At 55.3% G+C, this 19,190-nt stretch carries 17 protein-coding genes; 12 read left to right on the top strand and 5 right to left on the bottom strand.

What is annotated here, in order from left to right; all coding sequences use genetic code 11:
• Positions 1-14: 14 nt before the first annotated feature.
• The 10 genes from VI895_01545 to VI895_01500 all read left to right on the top strand — a co-directional run bounded on the left by VI895_01545 (position 15) and on the right by VI895_01500 (position 8,473).
• Entirely contained in the window at positions 15-389 is a 375-nt protein-coding gene (locus VI895_01545; protein HLG18484.1) for a cytochrome c, read from the top strand.
• Between the two features lie 69 nt (positions 390-458).
• Positions 459-2,366, top strand: coding sequence for a cytochrome c3 family protein (locus tag VI895_01540; protein HLG18483.1), 1,908 nt, complete (start codon positions 459-461; stop codon positions 2,364-2,366).
• A gap of 217 nt (positions 2,367-2,583) precedes the next feature.
• Positions 2,584-3,006 carry a hypothetical protein gene (locus tag VI895_01535; GenBank protein HLG18482.1) on the top strand — a complete coding sequence of 141 codons (423 nt, stop codon included), beginning with the start codon at positions 2,584-2,586 and terminating at the stop codon, positions 3,004-3,006.
• 288 nt (positions 3,007-3,294) lie between these two features.
• Positions 3,295-3,747: a ubiquinol-cytochrome c reductase iron-sulfur subunit gene (locus tag VI895_01530; GenBank protein ID HLG18481.1), complete on the top strand. Its 453-nt coding sequence runs from the start codon at positions 3,295-3,297 to the stop codon at positions 3,745-3,747.
• Positions 3,722-4,813, top strand: coding sequence for a cytochrome bc complex cytochrome b subunit (locus tag VI895_01525; protein HLG18480.1), 1,092 nt, complete (start codon positions 3,722-3,724; stop codon positions 4,811-4,813). The genes VI895_01530 and VI895_01525 overlap by 26 nt, the downstream gene beginning before the upstream one ends.
• Positions 4,810-6,051: a cytochrome c3 family protein gene (locus tag VI895_01520; GenBank protein HLG18479.1), complete on the top strand. Its 1,242-nt coding sequence runs from the start codon at positions 4,810-4,812 to the stop codon at positions 6,049-6,051. The genes VI895_01525 and VI895_01520 overlap by 4 nt, the downstream gene beginning before the upstream one ends.
• 62 nt (positions 6,052-6,113) lie before the next feature.
• Positions 6,114-6,359, top strand: a complete 246-nt coding sequence (locus tag VI895_01515) for a hypothetical protein (GenBank protein HLG18478.1) — start codon at positions 6,114-6,116, stop codon at positions 6,357-6,359.
• Positions 6,346-6,774, top strand: a complete 429-nt coding sequence (locus VI895_01510) for a PIN domain-containing protein (protein HLG18477.1) — start codon at positions 6,346-6,348, stop codon at positions 6,772-6,774. Before VI895_01515 ends, VI895_01510 begins: the two co-directional genes overlap by 14 nt.
• Positions 6,775-6,834: 60 nt before the next feature.
• The gene (locus VI895_01505) at positions 6,835-7,086 is read left to right on the top strand and encodes a hypothetical protein (protein HLG18476.1); all 252 of its coding nucleotides are present in this window, start codon (positions 6,835-6,837) and stop codon (positions 7,084-7,086) included.
• Between the two features lie 157 nt (positions 7,087-7,243).
• On the top strand, positions 7,244-8,473 hold the full coding sequence (locus VI895_01500) for a c-type cytochrome (protein HLG18475.1): 1,230 nt from the start codon (positions 7,244-7,246) through the stop codon (positions 8,471-8,473).
• 16 nt (positions 8,474-8,489) lie between these two features.
• Here the strand turns inward: VI895_01500 and VI895_01495 are convergent, their stop codons facing one another.
• The 4 genes from VI895_01495 to VI895_01480 all read right to left on the bottom strand — a co-directional run bounded on the left by VI895_01495 (position 8,490) and on the right by VI895_01480 (position 13,639).
• A complete protein-coding gene (locus VI895_01495) occupies positions 8,490-8,999 on the bottom strand; it encodes a hypothetical protein (protein ID HLG18474.1) in 510 nt (169 codons plus the stop codon).
• Between the two features lie 742 nt (positions 9,000-9,741).
• A complete protein-coding gene (locus VI895_01490; GenBank protein ID HLG18473.1) occupies positions 9,742-10,488 on the bottom strand; it encodes a phosphatase PAP2 family protein in 747 nt (248 codons plus the stop codon).
• A 125-nt stretch (positions 10,489-10,613) separates the two neighbouring features.
• Positions 10,614-12,368: a hypothetical protein gene (locus VI895_01485; GenBank protein HLG18472.1), complete on the bottom strand. Its 1,755-nt coding sequence runs from the start codon at positions 12,366-12,368 to the stop codon at positions 10,614-10,616.
• Positions 12,365-13,639, bottom strand: coding sequence for a hypothetical protein (locus tag VI895_01480; protein HLG18471.1), 1,275 nt, complete (start codon positions 13,637-13,639; stop codon positions 12,365-12,367). Before VI895_01480 ends, VI895_01485 begins: the two co-directional genes overlap by 4 nt.
• Before the next feature lie 113 nt (positions 13,640-13,752).
• On the opposite strand from VI895_01480, the gene VI895_01475 reads away from it, so the two are divergent.
• On the top strand, positions 13,753-15,333 hold the full coding sequence (locus VI895_01475) for a protein kinase (protein ID HLG18470.1): 1,581 nt from the start codon (positions 13,753-13,755) through the stop codon (positions 15,331-15,333).
• A 13-nt stretch (positions 15,334-15,346) separates the two neighbouring features.
• Complete coding sequence (locus VI895_01470) at positions 15,347-17,599, top strand: Npt1/Npt2 family nucleotide transporter (protein HLG18469.1); 2,253 nt, start codon at positions 15,347-15,349, stop codon at positions 17,597-17,599.
• Here VI895_01470 and VI895_01465 read toward each other — a convergent pair.
• Positions 17,586-19,175 (bottom strand): serine/threonine-protein kinase, encoded by a 1,590-nt coding sequence (locus tag VI895_01465; protein HLG18468.1) that lies wholly within the window; start codon positions 19,173-19,175, stop codon positions 17,586-17,588. The genes VI895_01470 and VI895_01465 overlap by 14 nt on opposite strands.
• Positions 19,176-19,190: the final 15 nt, after the last annotated feature.

Below are 19,190 nucleotides of genomic sequence, written 5' to 3'. Positions count from 1 at the left end.
ACTGGAGGAAGCCTATGTTGAAGAAGACGTTGATTGGACTGATCGGAATCCTGGTTGTGCCCGCTTTGATGTTTGCCGCGTCCGCATTCGCGGCGGATGACGCCGCGAAAAAGGCGCTGTACGACAAGCATTGCAAGAAATGCCACGCGGAAGACGGCGGCGGAAAGAAGGCGGACGGCTCCTGGATGCCGGTAGCTAAAACCCTGAAGCTCGAAAAGCCGGAAGGGCTCAGCATCCTTTCCCCCGAAGCCAAGAAAATCACCGACGACGACATTAAGAAGTCGATGAAAGAGGGCAAAGGGAAGATGAAGAAGTTGGAAGGACTGTCGGACGCCGACATTACGGCGTTGACGGAATACACGCGAGACCTGCAGTCAAAGGCGAAATAACAGGCTCAGAATGAGTTCATGTTTCGGCGCCCGCCAAGCTGAGATATGCTTGGCGGGCGTTTTCATCGGATGAGTGTCCAATTTTTGAAACCGACCGGGGTTCCCTTTACAAAATCGGGCTTGGCATTCGTCGGCTGCGCAATGTTTGCGATTTCGTCGGTTTTTGCCGCGAACCGAATCGATCCGAAAAAGTGTGTTGATTGCCATGACGTCGTGGATCCCAAAGTTTTCAAGGCTTCCGTCCACGGCGAACTAGCCTGCACCGACTGCCACGCCGGCGGGCCCTTCGGCGAGCATGAGGAAGCTCCACAAAAAGTAAATTGCGGAAGCTGTCATGAAGATGCCGAAAAGGAGTACCGCGGCAGCACGCACGGCACTGCAAAGAACAATGGGATTTCAGATGCGCCTTCTTGTGTCGATTGCCACGGCGACGCGCATTTGATTCAGCCGTTCACCAGCGAAACCGCGAGACACAGCAAAGCCAACGTCCCCGCTTTGTGCGCCAAGTGTCACGCCGACATCAAACTCGCCAAGAAATACGACATCCCCGTGTCCGACCCTGTCGGCGCGTATAAAAACAGCGTCCACGGTCGTGCCATTGCGGCTGGTAATCTGAAAGCCGCCGTCTGTACCGACTGTCACGGCTATCACACGATCCAGCCGGGACGTGAAATGATGTCCGCGGTTTCGAAGAAACAAATTCCCGCAACATGTGGAAGATGCCACAGCGATATCTTAGAAGATTATAAGGTCTCCGTGCACGGACAGGCCGTCGCTCGCGGGATTACGGACGCCCCCGCCTGCACGGACTGCCACGGCGAACACGCCATCGTCGACACGAAATCGCCTGAATCGCCTGTGTCGCCTGCACAGCTGACAACGAAGACGTGCGGCCACTGTCATTCCGATCTTACTCTGGCCCAGCGATACGGATTTTCAATTCAACGGCTTTCAACGTACATGCAGAGTTATCATGGCATGGCCGTCCGGCGCGGCTCGGTCACCGTCGCAAACTGTTCCAGCTGCCATGAAACGCACCGGATTCTCCCCTCTTCCGATACCCGCTCCTCGATTCATCCGGACAACCTGGCCAAGACCTGCGGCAAGTGCCACCCCGATGCAACGCAGGCGTTCAGCCGCGTTCCCGTGCACTTGGACACCTCTCCGACAGCCAGCCCCATTCTCTACTGGGTTCGCATTCTCTATCTCTGGATGATTGTCAGCACGATCGGCCTGATGCTTCTTCATAACTTGCTCATTTATGCAGCGGCCGTCGTGAAAAAGATCCGCTCACACCGGGAAGAAGTCGTCTACACCCGATTCACAACGATTCAGCTCGTGGCTCACGGCCTGCTCCTGGTGAGCTTTACGACGCTTGTCATCACCGGCTTCGCGCTTCATTTTTCTCGCGCCGGCTGGACGGTGATTTTGGATTGGGTTCATTTGGGTGAACACGCTCGCGGCGTCATCCATCGTACCAGCGCGGTGATCATGTTAAGCGCGGGAGTCCTTCACATTTTCCATTCGATCTTCACACGTCAGGGCCGAAAGGAGATTCGGGAGCTTCTTCCGCGTCTCACGGATGTCCGGGATTTATCGGCCAACATCTTTTATTACGTTAAACTCGTCCGGGCGCGCGCAGCCACGGCACCGAAGCTCGGCCGGTACACGTACATTCACAAGGCGGAATATTGGGCGCTCATTTGGGGAACGATCGTGATGTCGGTCACGGGCTTTGCGCTCTGGTTTCCAGAACTGTTTTCAAGATTCCTTCCCGTTTGGGGCATCCCGCTGGCGGAGTTGATTCACTATTTTGAGGCGTGGCTGGCGACGCTGGCCATTCTCGTGTGGCACCTCTTCTTCGTGATATTCCATCCGGATGAATATCCGATGAACGTAACGTGGCTCACGGGCAAAGTGACCCGCCATGAAATGGAACGGGATCATCCGCGCGAACTCGATCGCCCCAACCCTTAACCCATACTTAGAGAGAGAATCTTGGAAAGTCTTTGATTCCGCGGGACGCCGTCCGATCGGTTTTACACGCCGATGAGGCCTTCGCCATCCTCCCAAGGCGACGAATGGGAATTTCTACCCAGATTCGTTACAGTATCGAACGATGGTTCCGTACAAAGAACTTTTCATTGAGCTTGACCGAAGAAAAATCGAGTATCTCGTCGCAGGCGGATTCGCCGTGAATTTTCATCAGGTCCAACGAGCGACCGTGGATCTTGATCTCATCGTGCACCTTGAGCGCAAAAATGTCCTGGCATTTGTAGAAATGGTCTCGCATCTTGGTTTCAAGCCCCGCCTGCCGGTTGATGCAAAAGATTTCGCCGATGCGCATAAACGCAAAGAATGGATAGAGGAAAAGGGAATGATGGTTTTCTCTTTCATTCACCCGGGAAATCCATTTGAAGTCATCGATGTCTTTTCACAAGAACCCAAGCCATTTCAGGAACTTGCGGGCAGGCAATTGTTGGTCGATGCCTTTGGAATTAAAATTAGAGTGATCGGCAAAATGGACCTGATTGAAATGAAGGACAGAGCCGGCAGAGACAAGGACCTTTTCGACGCAGCGGAATTGAGAAAACTTACAGGGCAAGAAAGTGCCTAAAACAACTCATGACTGGGGACGAACACCCAAACTCACGCCTGAACAGATTATTCTTTGGCTCGAAGGATACCGAAGGATGATCTTTGAGGTCTGGAGAAATAACCCCGCGCTCCGAGACCGGTGGTTAAAAATCAACCGTTCGTCGTAATTTCAAGCTGATTTGGATCATGGTCGACCTTTCCGATCCTGCGAAACTCCGCTTCGTCGACCTCAAAACTGGATTGAAGCAAGGGAACACTCTAAAATCTCCTCCATTTTCTTGGGGCGAAATCTCGTTACTGTAATTCAATGAAACCGATTCGAAGCTCGACCGAAACCTCCCGACGCGGATTCTTGAACACCCTTTTAGGGGCCAGCGGTTTCGCCTGGGTGGGGTCCGTCTTTTATCCGATCGTTCGCTACCTCACTCCTGTCGCGGAGACCGAAGCCAAAGTCTCTTCGGCGAAAGTCGCTGCGGTCTCCGAGATTCCCCCGAACAGCGGGAAAATCTGCAAGTTCGGAAACAAACCGGCGCTGCTGGTCCGCAAGAAGGACGGCAGTTTCGCCGCGTTCACGGGAAAATGCACGCACCTCGACTGCATCGTCCAGTACCGGCCCGACATGGAGCGCATTTGGTGCGCTTGTCACAACGGTCAATACGATTTGAACGGAAACAATGTGGCCGGCCCGCCGCCTCACCCGCTCGACACGTACGAAGTCCACGTTCAGGGAGAAGATGTTTACATCTCACTTAAAGCGTAGGGCCGCTCTCGCGATCGAATGGCTGTCCGACCGATATCCCATCGCACAGCTGATTGAGTGGGGGCGGCACAAAGAAGTGCCGATGGGAAAGACCGCGATCTGGTATTACTTCGGCGGAGTTTCCCTCTTTCTCTTCATCGTCCAACTCTCCACCGGCATTCTCCTGATGTTCTATTACAAGGCGAGCGCCGACGCGGCCTTCGAGAGCGTTCAATTTATCACATCGAAAGTGCCTTTCGGCTGGCTGATCCGGTCGATCCACAGCTGGTCGGCCAATTTGATGGTCCTGGCCGTCATCATCCACATGTTCAGCGTCTTTTTCATGGGAGCTTACAGGAAACCCCGCGAACTCAGCTGGGTCACGGGGCTCGCCCTTCTGGGAATCGTCATGACGTTCGGGTTTTCGGGTTACCTGCTGCCGTGGAACGAACTTTCCTTCTTCGCCACCAAGGTCGGCACCGACATGATCGGCGTCGTGCCGTACATCGGGAAAACCCTCATGCATGTTCTCCGCGGCGGAGAAGAAGTCACCGGCTCTACGCTGACCCGCTTCTTCGCTTTGCATGTCGCCCTCCTCCCGGCGATCTTCACTTCCGTTCTGGGTATTCATTTGCTGTTCGTGCAGATCCAGGGAATGCACGAGCCCGAAGATTGGAAACGCCACCCGGAAAACCGGAAGAGTATCCCGTTTTTCCCGCACTTCTTTCTCCGGGACGTTTTACTTTGGTTTATCATTCTCGATATTTTGGCGATCCTGGCGGTCTTCTTCCCCTGGGAACTGGGAAGGAAAGCCGATCCTTTCGCCTCCGCCCCGGCCGGAATCAAACCGGAGTGGTATTTCCTTTTCATGTTCCAGACGCTCAAGTTCTTGCCCGCCAAGGTGGGGCCGATTGACGGGGAGCTGGTCGGACACATGATCTTCGGCGGGATCGGCGTGTTTTGGCTGCTTATTCCATGGATCGACTGCGGAAAAAAGAAATCGACCACAAAGATTCTCCGCGGCATCGGGATGGCGCTATTGCTTTTTTTTATAGGAATGACCATCGCCGGACACGTACTCGCATGAGTTGGATTTTATTCATTCTGCTGAACGTACTTTCGTCGGCATACGCCGAAGAAGCTGCTGCGCTGCCCGGCGGCCAATGCCTTATCTGCCATCAGTCGATGGAAGATGAGCCCTCCACCCGCTGGAAGGATGACGTGCACGCCACGGCGGGAATCGGGTGCAACGAATGCCACGGCGGAGATCCGACCTCGGACGACCAAGATATCTCAATGGACCCGAAGAAAGGCTTCAAAGGGGCGCCGAAGAGGGCGGACATTCCGAAACTTTGCGCGAAATGCCACAGCAACCCGGTCTTCATGAAGAAATACAACCCGATGCTTCGGGTCGATCAGTATGAGCTCTACCTGACCAGCCAGCACGGCAAGAAACTGAAACAGGGGGACACCAAAGTCGCCGAATGCGTCAGCTGCCACAGCGTGCACAACATCCGGAAAGTCAACGACGCGAAGTCTCCGGTTTACGCGGTGAACCTGCCGACGATGTGCGCCCATTGCCACGCCGACCCCGAATATATGAAGCCGTACAAGATCTCGACGACCGTCTATGCCGAGTACGCGAAAAGTGTGCATGGGAAAGCTCTGCTTGAAAAAGGAGATGTCCGGGGCGCTCCCGCCTGCAACGATTGTCACGGCAACCACGGCGCCACACCGCCGGGACTGAAATCCATCGCCCATATTTGCGGCTCCTGCCACGTCCACAACGCCGAGCTGTTTCTCAAGAGTCCCATGGCGAAAGCCCTGCAGAAGGATCCCTACGGCGAATGCATTTCCTGCCACGGCAATCATCTGATCGTTCACATCTCAGATGACCGGATCGGGACGCAGCAAGGCGCGATCTGCGCCAAGTGCCACAAAGAGGGGGATAAAGGCGCCGCCGTGGCCATGGCGTTCTCCAAGATGATCGGCTCTTTGAAGAATTATTCGGCCGAAGCTTCGAAGATTATCGAAGAAGCGAGGGACAAGGGAATGGACGTCACCGAAGCCGAGGACAGCATGCAAAATGCCCGGCAGGCGTTGATTCAGGCACGAACCGAGATTCACTCCTTTTCCATGCCGGGGGTGGAGGCGAAGATCACGGAGGGACGAAAAGCTGTGGATCAAGCCATCGCTTTGGGGAAAGCCGCTCTCCGCGAAAACAAAACCCGCCGAGTCGGCCTCGGAATCAGCACAATATTCCTCACGTTGTTGGTCATCGCTCTGGCTCTCAAAATCCGTTCGCTTCCTCCGCCGCGCAAGTAACTGTCTTGGCACCACCCGGTCGAGGCATTGACACGATAATCGTGTTACACGATAATAGTGTAATGAAGAGAGATCTCGAAAACATCACGTTGACCCTCCCCCGCCCGTTGTTGCGAAAGCTCCGAATCGCCGCGGCCGAAGCCAACCAGTCTGTCTCCAGGCTTCTTGCCAAATACGCCCACGAACTCATTTCGCGGAAATCGCTTCATCAACGTGCGTTTCGCAAGGAAATGCGAAGAATGGCGAAGGGCCTGTATGAAGTGGGAAAGGTGACCTGGTCGAGGGACGCCCTGCATGTCCGAAAATAGGCGCGCTTTCTTTGACACGAATATTCTCGTCTATGCGTATGATCGAAGTGATTCCGGTAAATCAAATCGATCTTCGGATCTCGTAAAGGCCCATTGGGAAAACCAATCGGCTGCGACGAGCCTGCAGGTGTTGCAGGAATTTCTCGTCACGGTCGCGACCAAGATCCCGAAACCTCTTTCCTTCGAGGATGCCGTCGATGTCTGTCGTAGTTACTTTTCATGGGACCCGGTCGTGACAACTCAGGAAATCTTCGTCCACGCGTGTCGCCTTCGGCATCGTTATCGCTGGTCTTTCTGGGATGCGGCCATTGTGGCTCAGGCACTGGCCTCGAATTGTGACGCGCTCTATACCGAAGACCTGCAGCATGGTTTTCACGTAGAGGACTTGCGAATCCTCAATCCCTTCAAAGAATGATCCTGGTCATATTTAAAATACGCAAACAACGGTGAGAATGGAAAGCGAAGGAGAGATTCTATGCCCCGGGACGCCGATAAAATCCGAACGGTTTTGACGAAACACTTCGGAAAGCTCGTTCCGGACGCAACACTCGACCGCGTCGCGACCGAAATCAGCGGCCTGGAGGAGGAATGGGAGGAAATCCCGGACGTCGAAAAAGTCGTGGGCGCGAGCATCTCCGTCCAATGCGAAGACATCTGCAAAGTGGGCGAGCTATACAAGCTGGGAACTCCTATTCGAATCTTTCGGAAGAAAGGCACCGCAAAGTAGCTTGTCTCGTGGCCGACCCCACGAGCGCAACGTCGATTGCTCTCCAGACGGTTGTCCGCCGGCAGCTGATCTAAATCATATACAGCCGTTCACCCTCTTGTCATGCATGAGATAAACGGAGCAGGGCTTTAATCTCACAAGAAACGACGAGGTGACTATGTCCACTACCCGGAGAAACTGCATCCGCCTCCTGCAATTCATTCTCGCGTATCTCCTGATGTCATCCGGCTCCATTTTCGCCCTTCGGGCGCAGGAAGCAGCCACTTCGGCCTCACCGTGGCCGGGTCGGGAAGTCTTCCATCAGAAGGGATGCGCGCAGTGCCATTCCGTGTACGGGAGGGGGGGCCGCGGCGGTCCCGACCTGGGCAACCGCAAGTTTTACGGTACATACCTCGAGCTTTCTTCCGTCATGTGGAATCACCTTCCGAGAATGGCGAAGAAGATCGAGACCAAAGGGTATGCCTTTCCGAAGTTCACGCCGAAGGAGATGTCCGAGCTGGTTCGCTATCTCTCTTTCATCCGGTACATGGCGGAACCGGTGAGGGAATCGATGGGAAGAAAGGTGCTGAAGGAAAAGGGATGCTTCTCTTGTCATCAATTTGGAGGGGAAGGCGCCCGAATCGCTCCCGACATCAGCGCGAAAAAGGAATACATCTCCCCCATCCGACTGGCGGAAGCGATGTGGAACCATGGCCCGAAAATGCTGGCGCTTTTTGAGAAGTACAAGATCGATCGGCCCGTCATCGAAGAGGACGAGATGGACGCCCTGGCCGCCGGAATCCGTTCGTATATGGCCCCGACCGTCTTCCCGGCCAGCGACTATGACCTCGGCGATCCCTCAAAGGGGAAGGAACTCTTGACCGAAAAAGGGTGCATGCATTGCCATTCGTTCCGTGCCAAACCACCAACCACGGCGCCCGATTTCGCTGAGGTCGATTTCAACTATCCCGTGACCGAGATCGCGGCCAAGATGTGGAATCACGGCCCCGCCATGTGGGAGATGATGAAAGAAAAGAAACTCACGTTCCCGGATTTCAAGGAGGGGGAGATGGCGCACGTCATCGCGTATCTCTACAGCATGAAACTGGAGGACGCACCGGGGAGCCCCGCCACAGGGGAGAATCTCGTTAGGGACCGAGAATGCCTGACGTGCCACTCCTTAAACGGCAAGGGACGAAACGCGGCGAAAGATTTCGCCGCCATCAGCAAATTGAACTCCCCCATGGGCATGGTCGCGGCGATGTGGAACCACTCCACCGAGATGCAAGAGAAGCATACCGAGCAACACTTGAAGTGGCCCAAACTGACGGGCCGGGAGATGGCGGATCTCTATGCGTTTCTGACGAGCCTGGCTCCGGCGAGTCCGAATGCGAAGCACTTACCGTAGACGCATATTCTGTTGTTTAGCTCCACTTCGGAGGAAGGCGAGATGGAAAAGGTCTTATTCCGAACTGTCGTTTGATCGCTTTATCAACGTAGCCCCGGCTGAGCTTCCCGAAGCCTTCCGGAAGTTCACGACAGCCTTCCGCATCGTTATCAAGACATTGAAGAATCTGTGCGGCCTTTTGATAATGAAAACCCTTTTCAGGAGGCAAACAGCTCTCGATGTTTCCGTCGCAGATCTTGATCTGACCCAGAACATCTCGGCGCGCGTACATCTCCAGCAGTTGGGCGAGAGTCGGTCGGTAACCTTGTAGGATTTTCTCCCGGAATTCGATTTCCTTCGTCACCACTTCGGAAAAGTCGTTGATCGCCCGCGAGGCATACAACACGTAAAGCTTTTGCCAGTTTATATCGAGCTCCGGTTCGCACCGGCCATTCGATGTGATAGCGCTGCAAAGAGCGAGGAACACTTCTGGTGGGTCACGTCGTATCTCGGCGTCTGGAACGATCTGGTCCGTTAGCCTGGGCATAATTATTGGTGAACTCGCTTGAGAGAGGAGAGCGGATGGTTGACGTAAAGCGAGACTAGAGAGCGCAGCGACAGCCGCTGCTGTCGTCGCCGTTACGATTAGACTCGGTTGAAGGAGCGATCTGGCTTGCGTTACCAATGAATTACGTTGCCGCCAAACGCTGGGGTCGAAACCGGGGACTCTGTCCCATTGTTTCTCAGCGAGAATTCTGTCGACGACCGGCGGGCCGCAATTCTCCGGATCTCTGAGTTCATGATTGCGGCGTCCCCTGAAATTGCGACTCCTTGTACCGTTGCCGAACTCCCGTGAATGACCGGGATTCAGTTCGTCATAGGACCCGCCATAGGTGTATCTGTGGAGAAGCTTCCCCATTCGTAAGAGACTCGGCCCCATCTTTGCGGCCAGAGCCGGGTAGTCGATTGCGTTGAACGGCAGAGTGGAGAGGTTGTTCCATTCATTTAAAAACGCGTGGGTATCCTCGGAAACCTCTCTGCCATCGTCCGGAATGCAATTCTGATGGAACCTACGCAGCTCGGTAAGAAGATTTAAGACATCGCCGATACCCAGGACCGGCCCCTCCGCCTGGGAGGGGGGTGCAAAGGTTATCAAAGCGAATAAGAAAAAGATGATTTTTTTTGTGGATACCAACGCAAGGCGTTATACCACATAAACCGCTAAAATCAAGCGGGTTTACTTGATCACCTGAGTCAGCAGCGACGTCGGCCGATTTCCAAATCGAAGACTAAAAGGTCCCCGTGAAGCTGAGACCTAAAATGTTTTTTGCCACCATCGGGACAACCGTCTGCTGCGATGGCTTATGGGCCATAAAAGACAAATTGGAATGGTAGAGGTGAACCGTGGTGGCGAAGAAGAGACCCAATCCTGCTCCGACAGCGACATCGGAGAGGTAGTGTTTGCCCAGGTCCAACCGGGTGAACCCAACTGCGCTGGCGAACGCCACGGAGGGGACGCCAACGTACCAAGGAAATCGTTGCGCGAGGACGCCGGCCGCAGCAAAGGCCATCGACGCGTGACCGGAGGGGAACGATGCATCATCCTGACCGTTCGGTCTCGTTCGGCCCACGGCGTACTTGAGTCCTATCGTCGTTCCGTAGGTTAGGGCGATCGCTTCGGCCAACTCCTGGGCCGTCTTAAATGCCTCGGACCTCTCCAGACTTCCCTTTTCGAAAAACTGGCCCGCGGCAAAAAACCCGACCGGCAGCGCAAACGGAAGATAGTTGCCGATATCCGAGATCCATTGACTGGCGGGTCCTAAAGCGCCGGCGCTTCCGTCGACCCCGAGCGGTGTATCCACCAGGCGATACGCCAGAAACGATGCGGCGAAGGTTGTTCCGGCGATGAGGGCTGCTTGTTCGGCCAATAGGCTCTGTCTGAATGCCGTAAAACGAGGATGGGGCGGCAGTTCAAAGGATCCCGGTGAAAAATCTTCCGCCGCCTGCGCCGAAGTGATGGAGATCAGGACTGTCAAAAACAGCAGAATACGACCCGTATTGGAATGGCGGAACAAGGAGTATTTCTATTTTACGATTTATGCGGCTGACTTTTAAGGTATTTAAATCGTAAGTAATTCCAGCAGCTTACGTGGCGCCTGACTTAGTTCGACGATCGCTTTCGATCGGTTCCAACCCAATAGAATCGACCGTCATCATGGAGGAAAATGCTCGCCTCGGTCGAGTGGCCCGCCGCGCGAGCGGTTGTTGCAACTTTCTCGTACGGCAGGCTGACGGGATCTTCGATCATCGGCGTGATGTTCAGTCGCAGGTAACGATCGGCGCTCTTACGGATCTGTTTCTGCCAAGTTTCGAATGCCTCCTTCGTTGCGAATAATTCGATCCGAGGTTTGAGTGTCGTACCGCTACGATAGATTTTCCTCCCTCGAAGATGCCAGCGATACGACACAGCCTGCGTCGGCCGCCAGAGCCCCGCCTGGTTCCAGTCTACAAATCGGACGGTGGGGACGTCCCCTTCGATGACAAAACGATCGAGAGCTCCGACCTTTGAAAACCAGTACTTCGCGATCGTGTCCCTCCGACTTTTTAGAATTCGAACCATCTCCTCTTCGGCCCCATCTTCGGGAAGCTCGGCGGCCCGGACGGCGGTGCGGATCTGTTCATCGGAAAAAGAGGCCACCAGCTTCGCCCCCCAGAATCCGTCTCGTTCGGTCATTTGTTGCTGGGCCGGATGGGGATTGCTCGGCCGCCACTCCGATGGGTCGAAGTTGTCGGCCCGAAAGTTTCCGATCGACCGATACCGAATTGGGAAATCTTGCGCCCAGACGGGATCGCGAAGTCCGAACGTCAGAAGATTTAATCCTGCTTCCTCGAAATCAATAAAATGAATATGGCCCTGGTAATTTTGTTTCGGGTGGAGCGTCCCGTGGCCGAAGGATCCGCCGAAGTCGAGCAAGTAATGGACGAGATGCCCATTCCCATCGCCCGCCTCCTTGAACATGTCGAGCGTGTTGTAATCCTGAAAGTCGGTGTTGTTGATCCATGACGCCAGAACCACGAGACCGCGCAACTCCCGCCGGTGTTGATGGGGAAGCCTGTCATTGGGGTCGTCGGCGCGTCGACCCTGATAGGAGAACGGGCCGGCAGGTTTCCCTTCCAAAAAGCGACTGGCCATCGTTCGAACTTTTCCGTCTTTCCGGCAGCCGGGAAGCCGGGCGATCAGGCGAGCAAACGCCTCCTGATCCATCGGAACCTTCTTCCCGAAGCGGTCTTTGGTTTTTGCTTTCGGATCGAGAACGAATCGAGCCGGATCGATATGCTCGATCCGTGTTTCCCGAGTATTGTAACCGGCGGCATACAAGAAACGGCTGGAGATGACGTCGGTCGACGTCGATAGGCCGCAATATTCGCTCGAATCGAACTTCAGAAGGAACCGCTGGTTGTTTGGGTCCGCCACGATGAATCCCGGAATATCCCCCGATCCCTTGCCGCTGATAATGGCGAGTGGCCCTACGGTCGACAGGTGAATCGCCGGCGGCGGGCCGTCTCGAAGAATATCGAGAGCGACCTCCTGGCGTGCATTCCGATTCGTAAACCAGCTGGAGTCGGCGACTTCGTCGAACGAGTTCGCGTTGAGGGCTTCGGGGCCCCAGTCACCGCCCAGGCTATTTCCTACGCCCGTTAGGTAGGTTCGAACGTCCGCGACCCGTGCAAGTCGCTCGAACGTGTTTCGATCGGCGACTTCGCCATATTTCAAGTCGGTTCGCTCCTTGACCGGGGCGATCGGCTTCCGATCGTCGGCGATTTGGTGCTGCGTGAGAATCGGCGCAGGCGAATGATGCGTGCAACCCGTGACGGATAAAACGATCAGGACCGTGCGAAAAAAGGGTGCGTTCATAGACTTTGGTTCAGAGACATCGTCGCGCGGAACCCGTCCTCCCCGTGAGCGATGAGAATTTGAAAAAAGGCGATGTCGAGCGTCCGAAAACGAATTTCAGCGCCGTACGAGTAGTGCAGATCGTGGAAACTTAGATCTCTCGGGCTGCCCGCGACACGGCCGCTTTCAAAAAAGAGCGCCATGTCGGCGTACCGCCAGAGCGGATAACGGTACTCGCTAATCAGCATAAACAGCGCGTTGTCTCGGAACCGAAAATCGTCGTAGGCGCGAAAATTTCCGCTTCCGCCCAAGTATGGAACGAAAGTGAACGGAATTTCGCCGCCCCCGGGCGTAGCCGCCCACTCAAACCGTCCGCCGAAACCGAGCGTTCGCCCTCGTTTTCGGAGCGTCAGAAAACGGCTGAACGCCGCTTTGGTCCGAATAAAACGAAAATCGTTCTCTCCAACAAAGCCGTTGAACGAACCCTTGATCACCGTCCCTTTCCCGGGCGCTCCTTTAAAATCCCGGTCGTCCCAACGAAGACCAAAGCCGAAGTCTCCCCCCGAGATCGACTCGCCCAATCCGAAGAGTTCGTTGGACGGAAAATTGCCGCTTAAATCTCCAGGGAAAGCCTCATCTTGCTCAAGAACCGCGTACTTCGCCGCCGCGTCCCAATTGAAATGACGACCCCATTGTCCGCCAAGCGGCGCGGACAAATATAAAAGACGCCCTTCGAATTTCCGGGAATCTTCCGCCCGGGAATCGTTGCCGATGCCGTAGTATTCCTCCAGTTGCCGCCGGTAATACGTTGCGGCCAAACCTCCGGCGACATCGCTGTTTCCGAGATGAGGATGCGTGAAGGAAAGTTTGGCATCGAGATCGAGGCCTAACGAAACATTCGCGAGCGCCGAACCGCTGTATCCCCTCCCGAAAAGGTCTCGGTGCTTTCCTCCGGCGCCGAAAAATGCGCCTCCCTTACCGCCGATTCGAAAGGTCGGGTACCAATACGCCGTTCGGTCATCGTTGGAAAAAAACTCCAGCGCCCGAAGGGGCAGGTTCGTCTCCTCGGCCCAATTCGCGAACATGGAGAAAGGGAGACCGACGCCGCGAACAACCGTCGGTGGAAGATCCAAGGGAAAAGCGAGGATTTTGGGCCAGCGAGGTTCCTTTTCCTGGATGACGACCGGGGTTTCCGGTTCTGTTCCGGAGATCGGCGCGGGTACGGTTTCCGCGACCGCAGGCGTCATCGTGCAGAGGATCCCCAAAAGAACCGTGTAAGCCCTTGGAATCAATTTGTAATTTTTAGACCTTCCTCCGGACTGAATCAATATAAAGGAGATACGGGGACCTCCTGGACAATGATCATTATCATCGCTAGATAGGCCCCACCGGGAGATGCGAGCGTATGCCGATCACGATGCCCCTTTGCTGTAAGAAAAAGGAACCGTCGCCCGCCCAGACGAGCGACTCGTTTCAGAAGGAGAGGTGCGGGCTTCTTCATCAGCGCCTGATTCTCGTCTCCTATTTGGGCCTGACGCTCAGTGTGATCGGCTGGGTTATTACAAAATACTTGTGGGGCCCGGTTCAATGGGAAAGTGTGATCGCGCCGAATTGGGTTCTGATTTCCAAATGGATTCATGCCGCTTCTTTTGCCGGAGCACTGCTTTTTCTACGTTCCTTGAAGGATTGGCGAGCGGGGACCCTCCGCACGATCGATAACGTTGTATTCCATTTCAACCTTTTGCTGGCTACGTGGGTTGGGGCCATCGCATTTCCGGCCGAGGCTCCACTTTTTCCGATTTCATTGATACTTTTCGTACACGCGGCATTTGTTCCCTGTCTCTTGAGTTGCCAGATCAGCATGGGCGTTTGGGCAACACTCGGTTTCGTCGTCATGCGATTCTTGTCCTATCTCTGGTTCCCTTCCGTCCAAACCTTTTGGGAGACGCGTGGAGGATACGACGCGATGGTCGGAGCCACACCGGCGCAAGCGATTCAAATCGCGATATATGGTCTTGTCTCGGCTCTGGTCACAAAGACGCTTTACAACATGCGAAAGGACCTCCATCAAGCGAAGCAAGTCGGCAATTACATCCTGGAAAAAGAGATCGGGAGCGGCGGCATGGGAAAGGTCTATATCGCCCATCACGCCATGATGCACCGGCCGACCGCATTAAAGATGCTTGTGCCGGGCGACGACGATTCCGGAGCGGCGATCCAACGTTTCGAACGGGAGGTTCAACTGGCCTCGACACTCAGTCATCCCAATACGATTTCAATTTATGATTTCGGACGGACGGACGACAACAAATTTTTTTACGTGATGGAGTTCCTGGACGGCCTAAACCTTCAGGAGATCGTCGAGAAATACGGTCCCCTGCCGGCCGCTCGTACCATTCATATTCTCCGTCAGGTCGCCGGCTCGCTCGGTGAAGCTCACAACAAGGACATCATTCACCGCGATATCAAGCCGGCGAATATTTTTCTGACGGAACGGGGTGGCATTTACGATTTCGTAAAGGTTCTGGATTTCGGTCTGGCCAAAGAGATGAAAATTGACGGAGCCTCCCACTTGACGAAGACCGGAGTGATTTTCGGGACCCCTCGGTACATCGCGCCGGAGATGGTGTACGGCTCATCGAAAGTGGATCATCGTGCCGATATCTATAATCTGGGAGCGGTGACCTTCTGGTTGCTCACGGGACAGCCGCTTTTTGCCGCGTCGTCCAACGTCGAGCTTCTCGTCGATCACGCCAAGACCGACCCTAAACCACCTTCCGAACTCTCCGAGATCGCCATTCCCGAAGCGTTGGACCGGTTCGTTCTTCGGTGTCTGGCCAAGAAGCCCGAAGATCGCTTTCAAAATATGGACGAGTTCCTCGGTGCGCTTGAAACCTGTGAACCCAACAGACTCTGGACGCAGAATCAGGCGAGGGAGTGGTGGTCGCTTCATCGCCAGCCGGTCGACTTCGCCGAGGCGGCGTAGTAAACACCTCTGAATGAAACCCGCCCAGCGGCTCACAAGTTGGCTTGACATAAGGCCGGGCGAGTTCCCTACGGTTGCTCTCTGTTTTCTCGGCGCGTTTTTCGTCGTCGGAATGATGATTCTCGGGCGCTCCCTTCGTGAGGCCCTCTACCTTGGCACATTCGACGTCAAGACGCTCCCGTATATCACGACCGCCGTCGTGGTTCTGGCGTTGCCAACGATTGGGACGTTTTCCAAACTTATGGCCCGGTACGGAGCTCAACGTGTCCTTCGTTACGCGGTGTTTCTATTCGCGATGGGCCTTCTCGCACTTTGGCCGGTTGCGACGCAAAATGCTTCCGCCGTGGTTGTCTTTTACCTCTGGACGGCGCTGGGCGCATTCGTCTTGACCTCCGGCTTCTGGGTGGTCACGGCGGAATTTTTTCCGATTCGCCGCGCCAAGCGTTTGTTTGCGTTAATCAGCGCCGGAGGGACCATCGGCGCCCTCACTCTGGGTACGTCCATCAAGCCGCTGATCAAACAGATCGGCCTCGTTCAAATGATCCCGGCGTTAATTGGGCTTGTCGGCCTCTTTTTGCTTCTGCAAGTCCTGCTTCCGGCGCGAAAGGACATGGACCCTAAGGAAAAGGAGGGCGAACGGACCAGTACGCGTGAGAGCTTGCATCTCGTATGGCGGAACGAGCATCTGCGGACGTTGGCTTCAATCGTTTTCGCGGCAACGTTAGCGAGCACGCTCCTCGACTATCAATTCAAGGAACAAGTTCGAGCTTCCTTGCAGTCGAGGGAACAGCTGGCCGGGTTTTTCGGGAGCTTCTACGGTTGGACCGGCCTTATTTCTCTTCTTCTTCAGGTCGTTGTTACAGCGCCGCTTTTGGCGAGGACGGGTGTCGGGACCACGTTCGCAGTTCTGCCGATGGTTTTGCTGGCCGGCTCCACCGGGCTTTTTCTCTTGCCCGGATTAATAGCGGCCACGTTGGCGCGCGGCGCGGACAATTCGATCCGGAAATCCATTTTTCGGTCGGCCGTCGAAGTTGTGTACATCCCTCTTCCCACGCAGGTCCGGCGAAAAACGAAGACCTTCATTGATTCTTTGGTCGACGCGGCTGCCGAAGGGGCCGGATCGGGACTCATTTTTCTATGCATCACCTTGGGAGGCCTTCCCTCCAAATACCTTTCGATTCTTGTGGGAGTCTCAGCCCTCGGTTTCTTGGGGCTGAGCCGGCAAATCGGAAGGAAGTATTTTGAGACGCTCGTTCAACAGCTGCGGGATAAGGCGGAACCGGAACGAATGCTGGCGGATGCCCGATTTGAGGGGAGAGGGCTTTTGACGGCGACCTTCAGCCGGCTGGGTATAGCCGCCGACTTGGAGGCCCGAGGTCTCCTTCCACCCTCGGGTGCAGCCAAAGTCTCTCAAGCGCCGGTCACGCCAACGAAGAGCACGACATTGGAACGGATTCAATCCAAAAATCCCACCGAGGTTCGAAAAGCGCTGATGGAGAAAACGGACTGGAATGAAAGCCATGCGGAGACTCTCGTCCGTCTCCTGGCACAAAAAGATCTTCAGGATCTTGTCACGCACGCTTTGGTTCGAGTCGGGGCTGGCGGATTCCACGTGTTGGCGGGGATTCTCCGGGACGAAAACAACGATTTCGTCATCCGCAGGAGAATCCCCCGTGTCCTGGCGAAAGTTCCGATCGCCAAAGCGGATGAGGCGCTTGTCGTGGCTCTGGGAGACTCACGGTTCGAAGTTCGATATCGTTCGGCGATCGCTTTAGCCAACCGCCGAAAGCATGGCCTTCCGGTGTCGGAGACAAATTGGAAGACGGGTGTGTGGGAAGCCTTGAAAGGGGAAGTCAGCCGTGGAAAGCCGGTCTGGGAACTGCACCGGCTTTTGGATGAAACCGAGCCGGAAGAGGATGATCTCGTGTCCGAACGGGTGGGACGCCGAGGGGAGCTCGGGATCGAGCATACCTTCCGTATGTTGGCGCTGGTGCTGGAGCCCGAGGCGGTTCGGGCGGCCTATTATGGAATTCTTCTCGAGAACGAAAAGCTCAGGAGCTTCGCCCTCGAATATCTGGAGCAGGTCCTTCCCGCCGATCTGAAAAAGGGACTGTGGCCGTTTATCGGCGATCTGAGCGATGAACAAAAGCGAAAAACCGTTCGACCGATCGACCATGTCGTTTCCGACCTTCTAAAGACCGGAGCCACGCTCTTTGCCTCGGACGAAGAACGATCTGCTCTCAAAGAATTACTCAAAGATGCGTGAACAGACCCGGATGGTGGATCTCCCACCACTCTCTCGCTTGTGCGTTTGACCAACGTGATGTCCCTTCGATGCCGTCCAGCGCGGTGAAGATTTCCATCGCCGATTTGTGTCGCTCCTCCGGTTTTTTCTTTAGGCAGGTAAGTATCGTCTGTTCGAGTGAGGCCGGAATCTGAACCTCTGAAACTTTTGAAGGCGGCTTCGGTACCGTCTTCACATGCGCGGCCAATATTTCCGCCGGAGTGCCGTCGAAGAGCCGCTTTCCGGTTACAAGCCAATAAGCGACCGCGCCCAGGCTGTAGATATCGGACTGAGGACTCGCTCGATCGGCTCCGTATGCCGTCTCCGGCGCCATAAAATGCGGCGTGCCGAACAGACGCCCGGCCTCCGTAAGGCCCTCACCCGGCACGTCGGGCGTGGCGACCTGTTTGGCCAAACCGAAATCGATGACTTTGACGAAGTCGTCCAGACCTCCGCGCTGCGTGAGAAAAATATTGCTCGGTTTAATGTCGCGATGGACGACACCCATCGAATGCGCTTCCGCCAGCGATCCGCAAATTTGCTTTACGATATGCACGGCCCGCGGCGAGGGAAGAGGACCGTATTGATCCACGAGTTCCTGGAGGTTTAACCCCTTGAGCATTTCCATGGCGTAGTAAAAGGTTCCGTCGGCCGAACGTCCGAAATCATATATGGCGATTGTGTTGGGATGCGTAAGCTTTGACGCCAGTTCGACTTCGCGCTCGAAACGAGCCAAGGCTTCCGGCCCGCCCAAAAACTCGGCCCGCAAAACTTTGATCGCCGTCGGCCGGCGCATCAGACGATGCCGTCCGATCAAAATTTTTCCCATCCCGCCCGAACCGAGTTCCCCTTCAATGAGATAATTCCCAAGCTGTTTGGCGCGGTAGGCGTCCCGGGCGAGGCCGTAAAAAACGCGGTTGGCCAGAACGCCGAGAAAGGCGAAAAAGGCGATCGTAAGCGTGTTCAAAGTAAGCAAGAACGCAAACGGCTCCGCCCCACTTACTTGTTGCCAATGTGCGGCGATCGAGTCGAACCAGTGTAAACCCGCGATTTGGGCCAACGGGAAGGAGATCGTGGCCAAGGCGCCGAGCACAATCGGTATCGTGATACCGGTCGGAACGAATACCCCATGCAAAATCACCGCAAGGGAAATACCCTCGATTCCCGGAAAATGATCGCCCGTTTCAACGATGCAGATCGTCGCAAGGGATCGAGCGAGAATGTTCAACCCAAACAAGAGGAGATCGAGAGCGAGAACCGTCTGTGTCTGAAGCGAACGAATTCGAAACAGGAAAGCGGCTGAAAGAAACGAAGCGGCGTGAAAGAGCAGTGTGGCCCGATCGAGGATCTCCGGTTCCATCCGCGGATAGATCCGCGGGCCGGCTTGGGTCCAGAAGTTGATCACTTGAATCGTGAGGCACATCAACGCGCCGACGGTAGCCACCAGCGTCAACCGCTTTCGTCGCAGCTGGTCGAGTTCTTCGTATAAGCCCGGATACTCCCGCCCCACCTCCCCAGAAGGCGGTACCGGTTGAACGACCTGGGCCGAACGCTTCACGCCTGGGATCGTATC

It is taken from the genome of Bdellovibrionota bacterium (assembly GCA_035292885.1).
GTDB lineage: Bacteria > Bdellovibrionota_G > JALEGL01 > JALEGL01 > DATDPG01 > DATDPG01.
The sequence above is the reverse complement of the archived record's forward strand: the minus strand, read 5'-3'. Positions and strand labels throughout refer to the sequence as shown.

Coding starts and splice junctions, on each gene's coding strand:
- VI895_01545 (HLG18484.1), top strand. CDS start 15: ATGTTGAAGAAGACGTTGATTGGACTGATCGGAATCCTGGTTGTGCCC.
- VI895_01540 (HLG18483.1), top strand. CDS start 459: ATGAGTGTCCAATTTTTGAAACCGACCGGGGTTCCCTTTACAAAATCG.
- VI895_01530 (HLG18481.1), top strand. CDS start 3,295: ATGAAACCGATTCGAAGCTCGACCGAAACCTCCCGACGCGGATTCTTG.
- VI895_01525 (HLG18480.1), top strand. CDS start 3,722: ATGTTTACATCTCACTTAAAGCGTAGGGCCGCTCTCGCGATCGAATGG.
- VI895_01520 (HLG18479.1), top strand. CDS start 4,810: ATGAGTTGGATTTTATTCATTCTGCTGAACGTACTTTCGTCGGCATAC.
- VI895_01515 (HLG18478.1), top strand. CDS start 6,114: ATGAAGAGAGATCTCGAAAACATCACGTTGACCCTCCCCCGCCCGTTG.
- VI895_01510 (HLG18477.1), top strand. CDS start 6,346: ATGTCCGAAAATAGGCGCGCTTTCTTTGACACGAATATTCTCGTCTAT.
- VI895_01505 (HLG18476.1), top strand. CDS start 6,835: ATGCCCCGGGACGCCGATAAAATCCGAACGGTTTTGACGAAACACTTC.
- VI895_01500 (HLG18475.1), top strand. CDS start 7,244: ATGTCCACTACCCGGAGAAACTGCATCCGCCTCCTGCAATTCATTCTC.
- VI895_01495 (HLG18474.1), bottom strand. CDS start 8,999: ATGCCCAGGCTAACGGACCAGATCGTTCCAGACGCCGAGATACGACGT.
- VI895_01485 (HLG18472.1), bottom strand. CDS start 12,368: ATGAACGCACCCTTTTTTCGCACGGTCCTGATCGTTTTATCCGTCACG.
- VI895_01475 (HLG18470.1), top strand. CDS start 13,753: ATGCCGATCACGATGCCCCTTTGCTGTAAGAAAAAGGAACCGTCGCCC.
- VI895_01470 (HLG18469.1), top strand. CDS start 15,347: ATGAAACCCGCCCAGCGGCTCACAAGTTGGCTTGACATAAGGCCGGGC.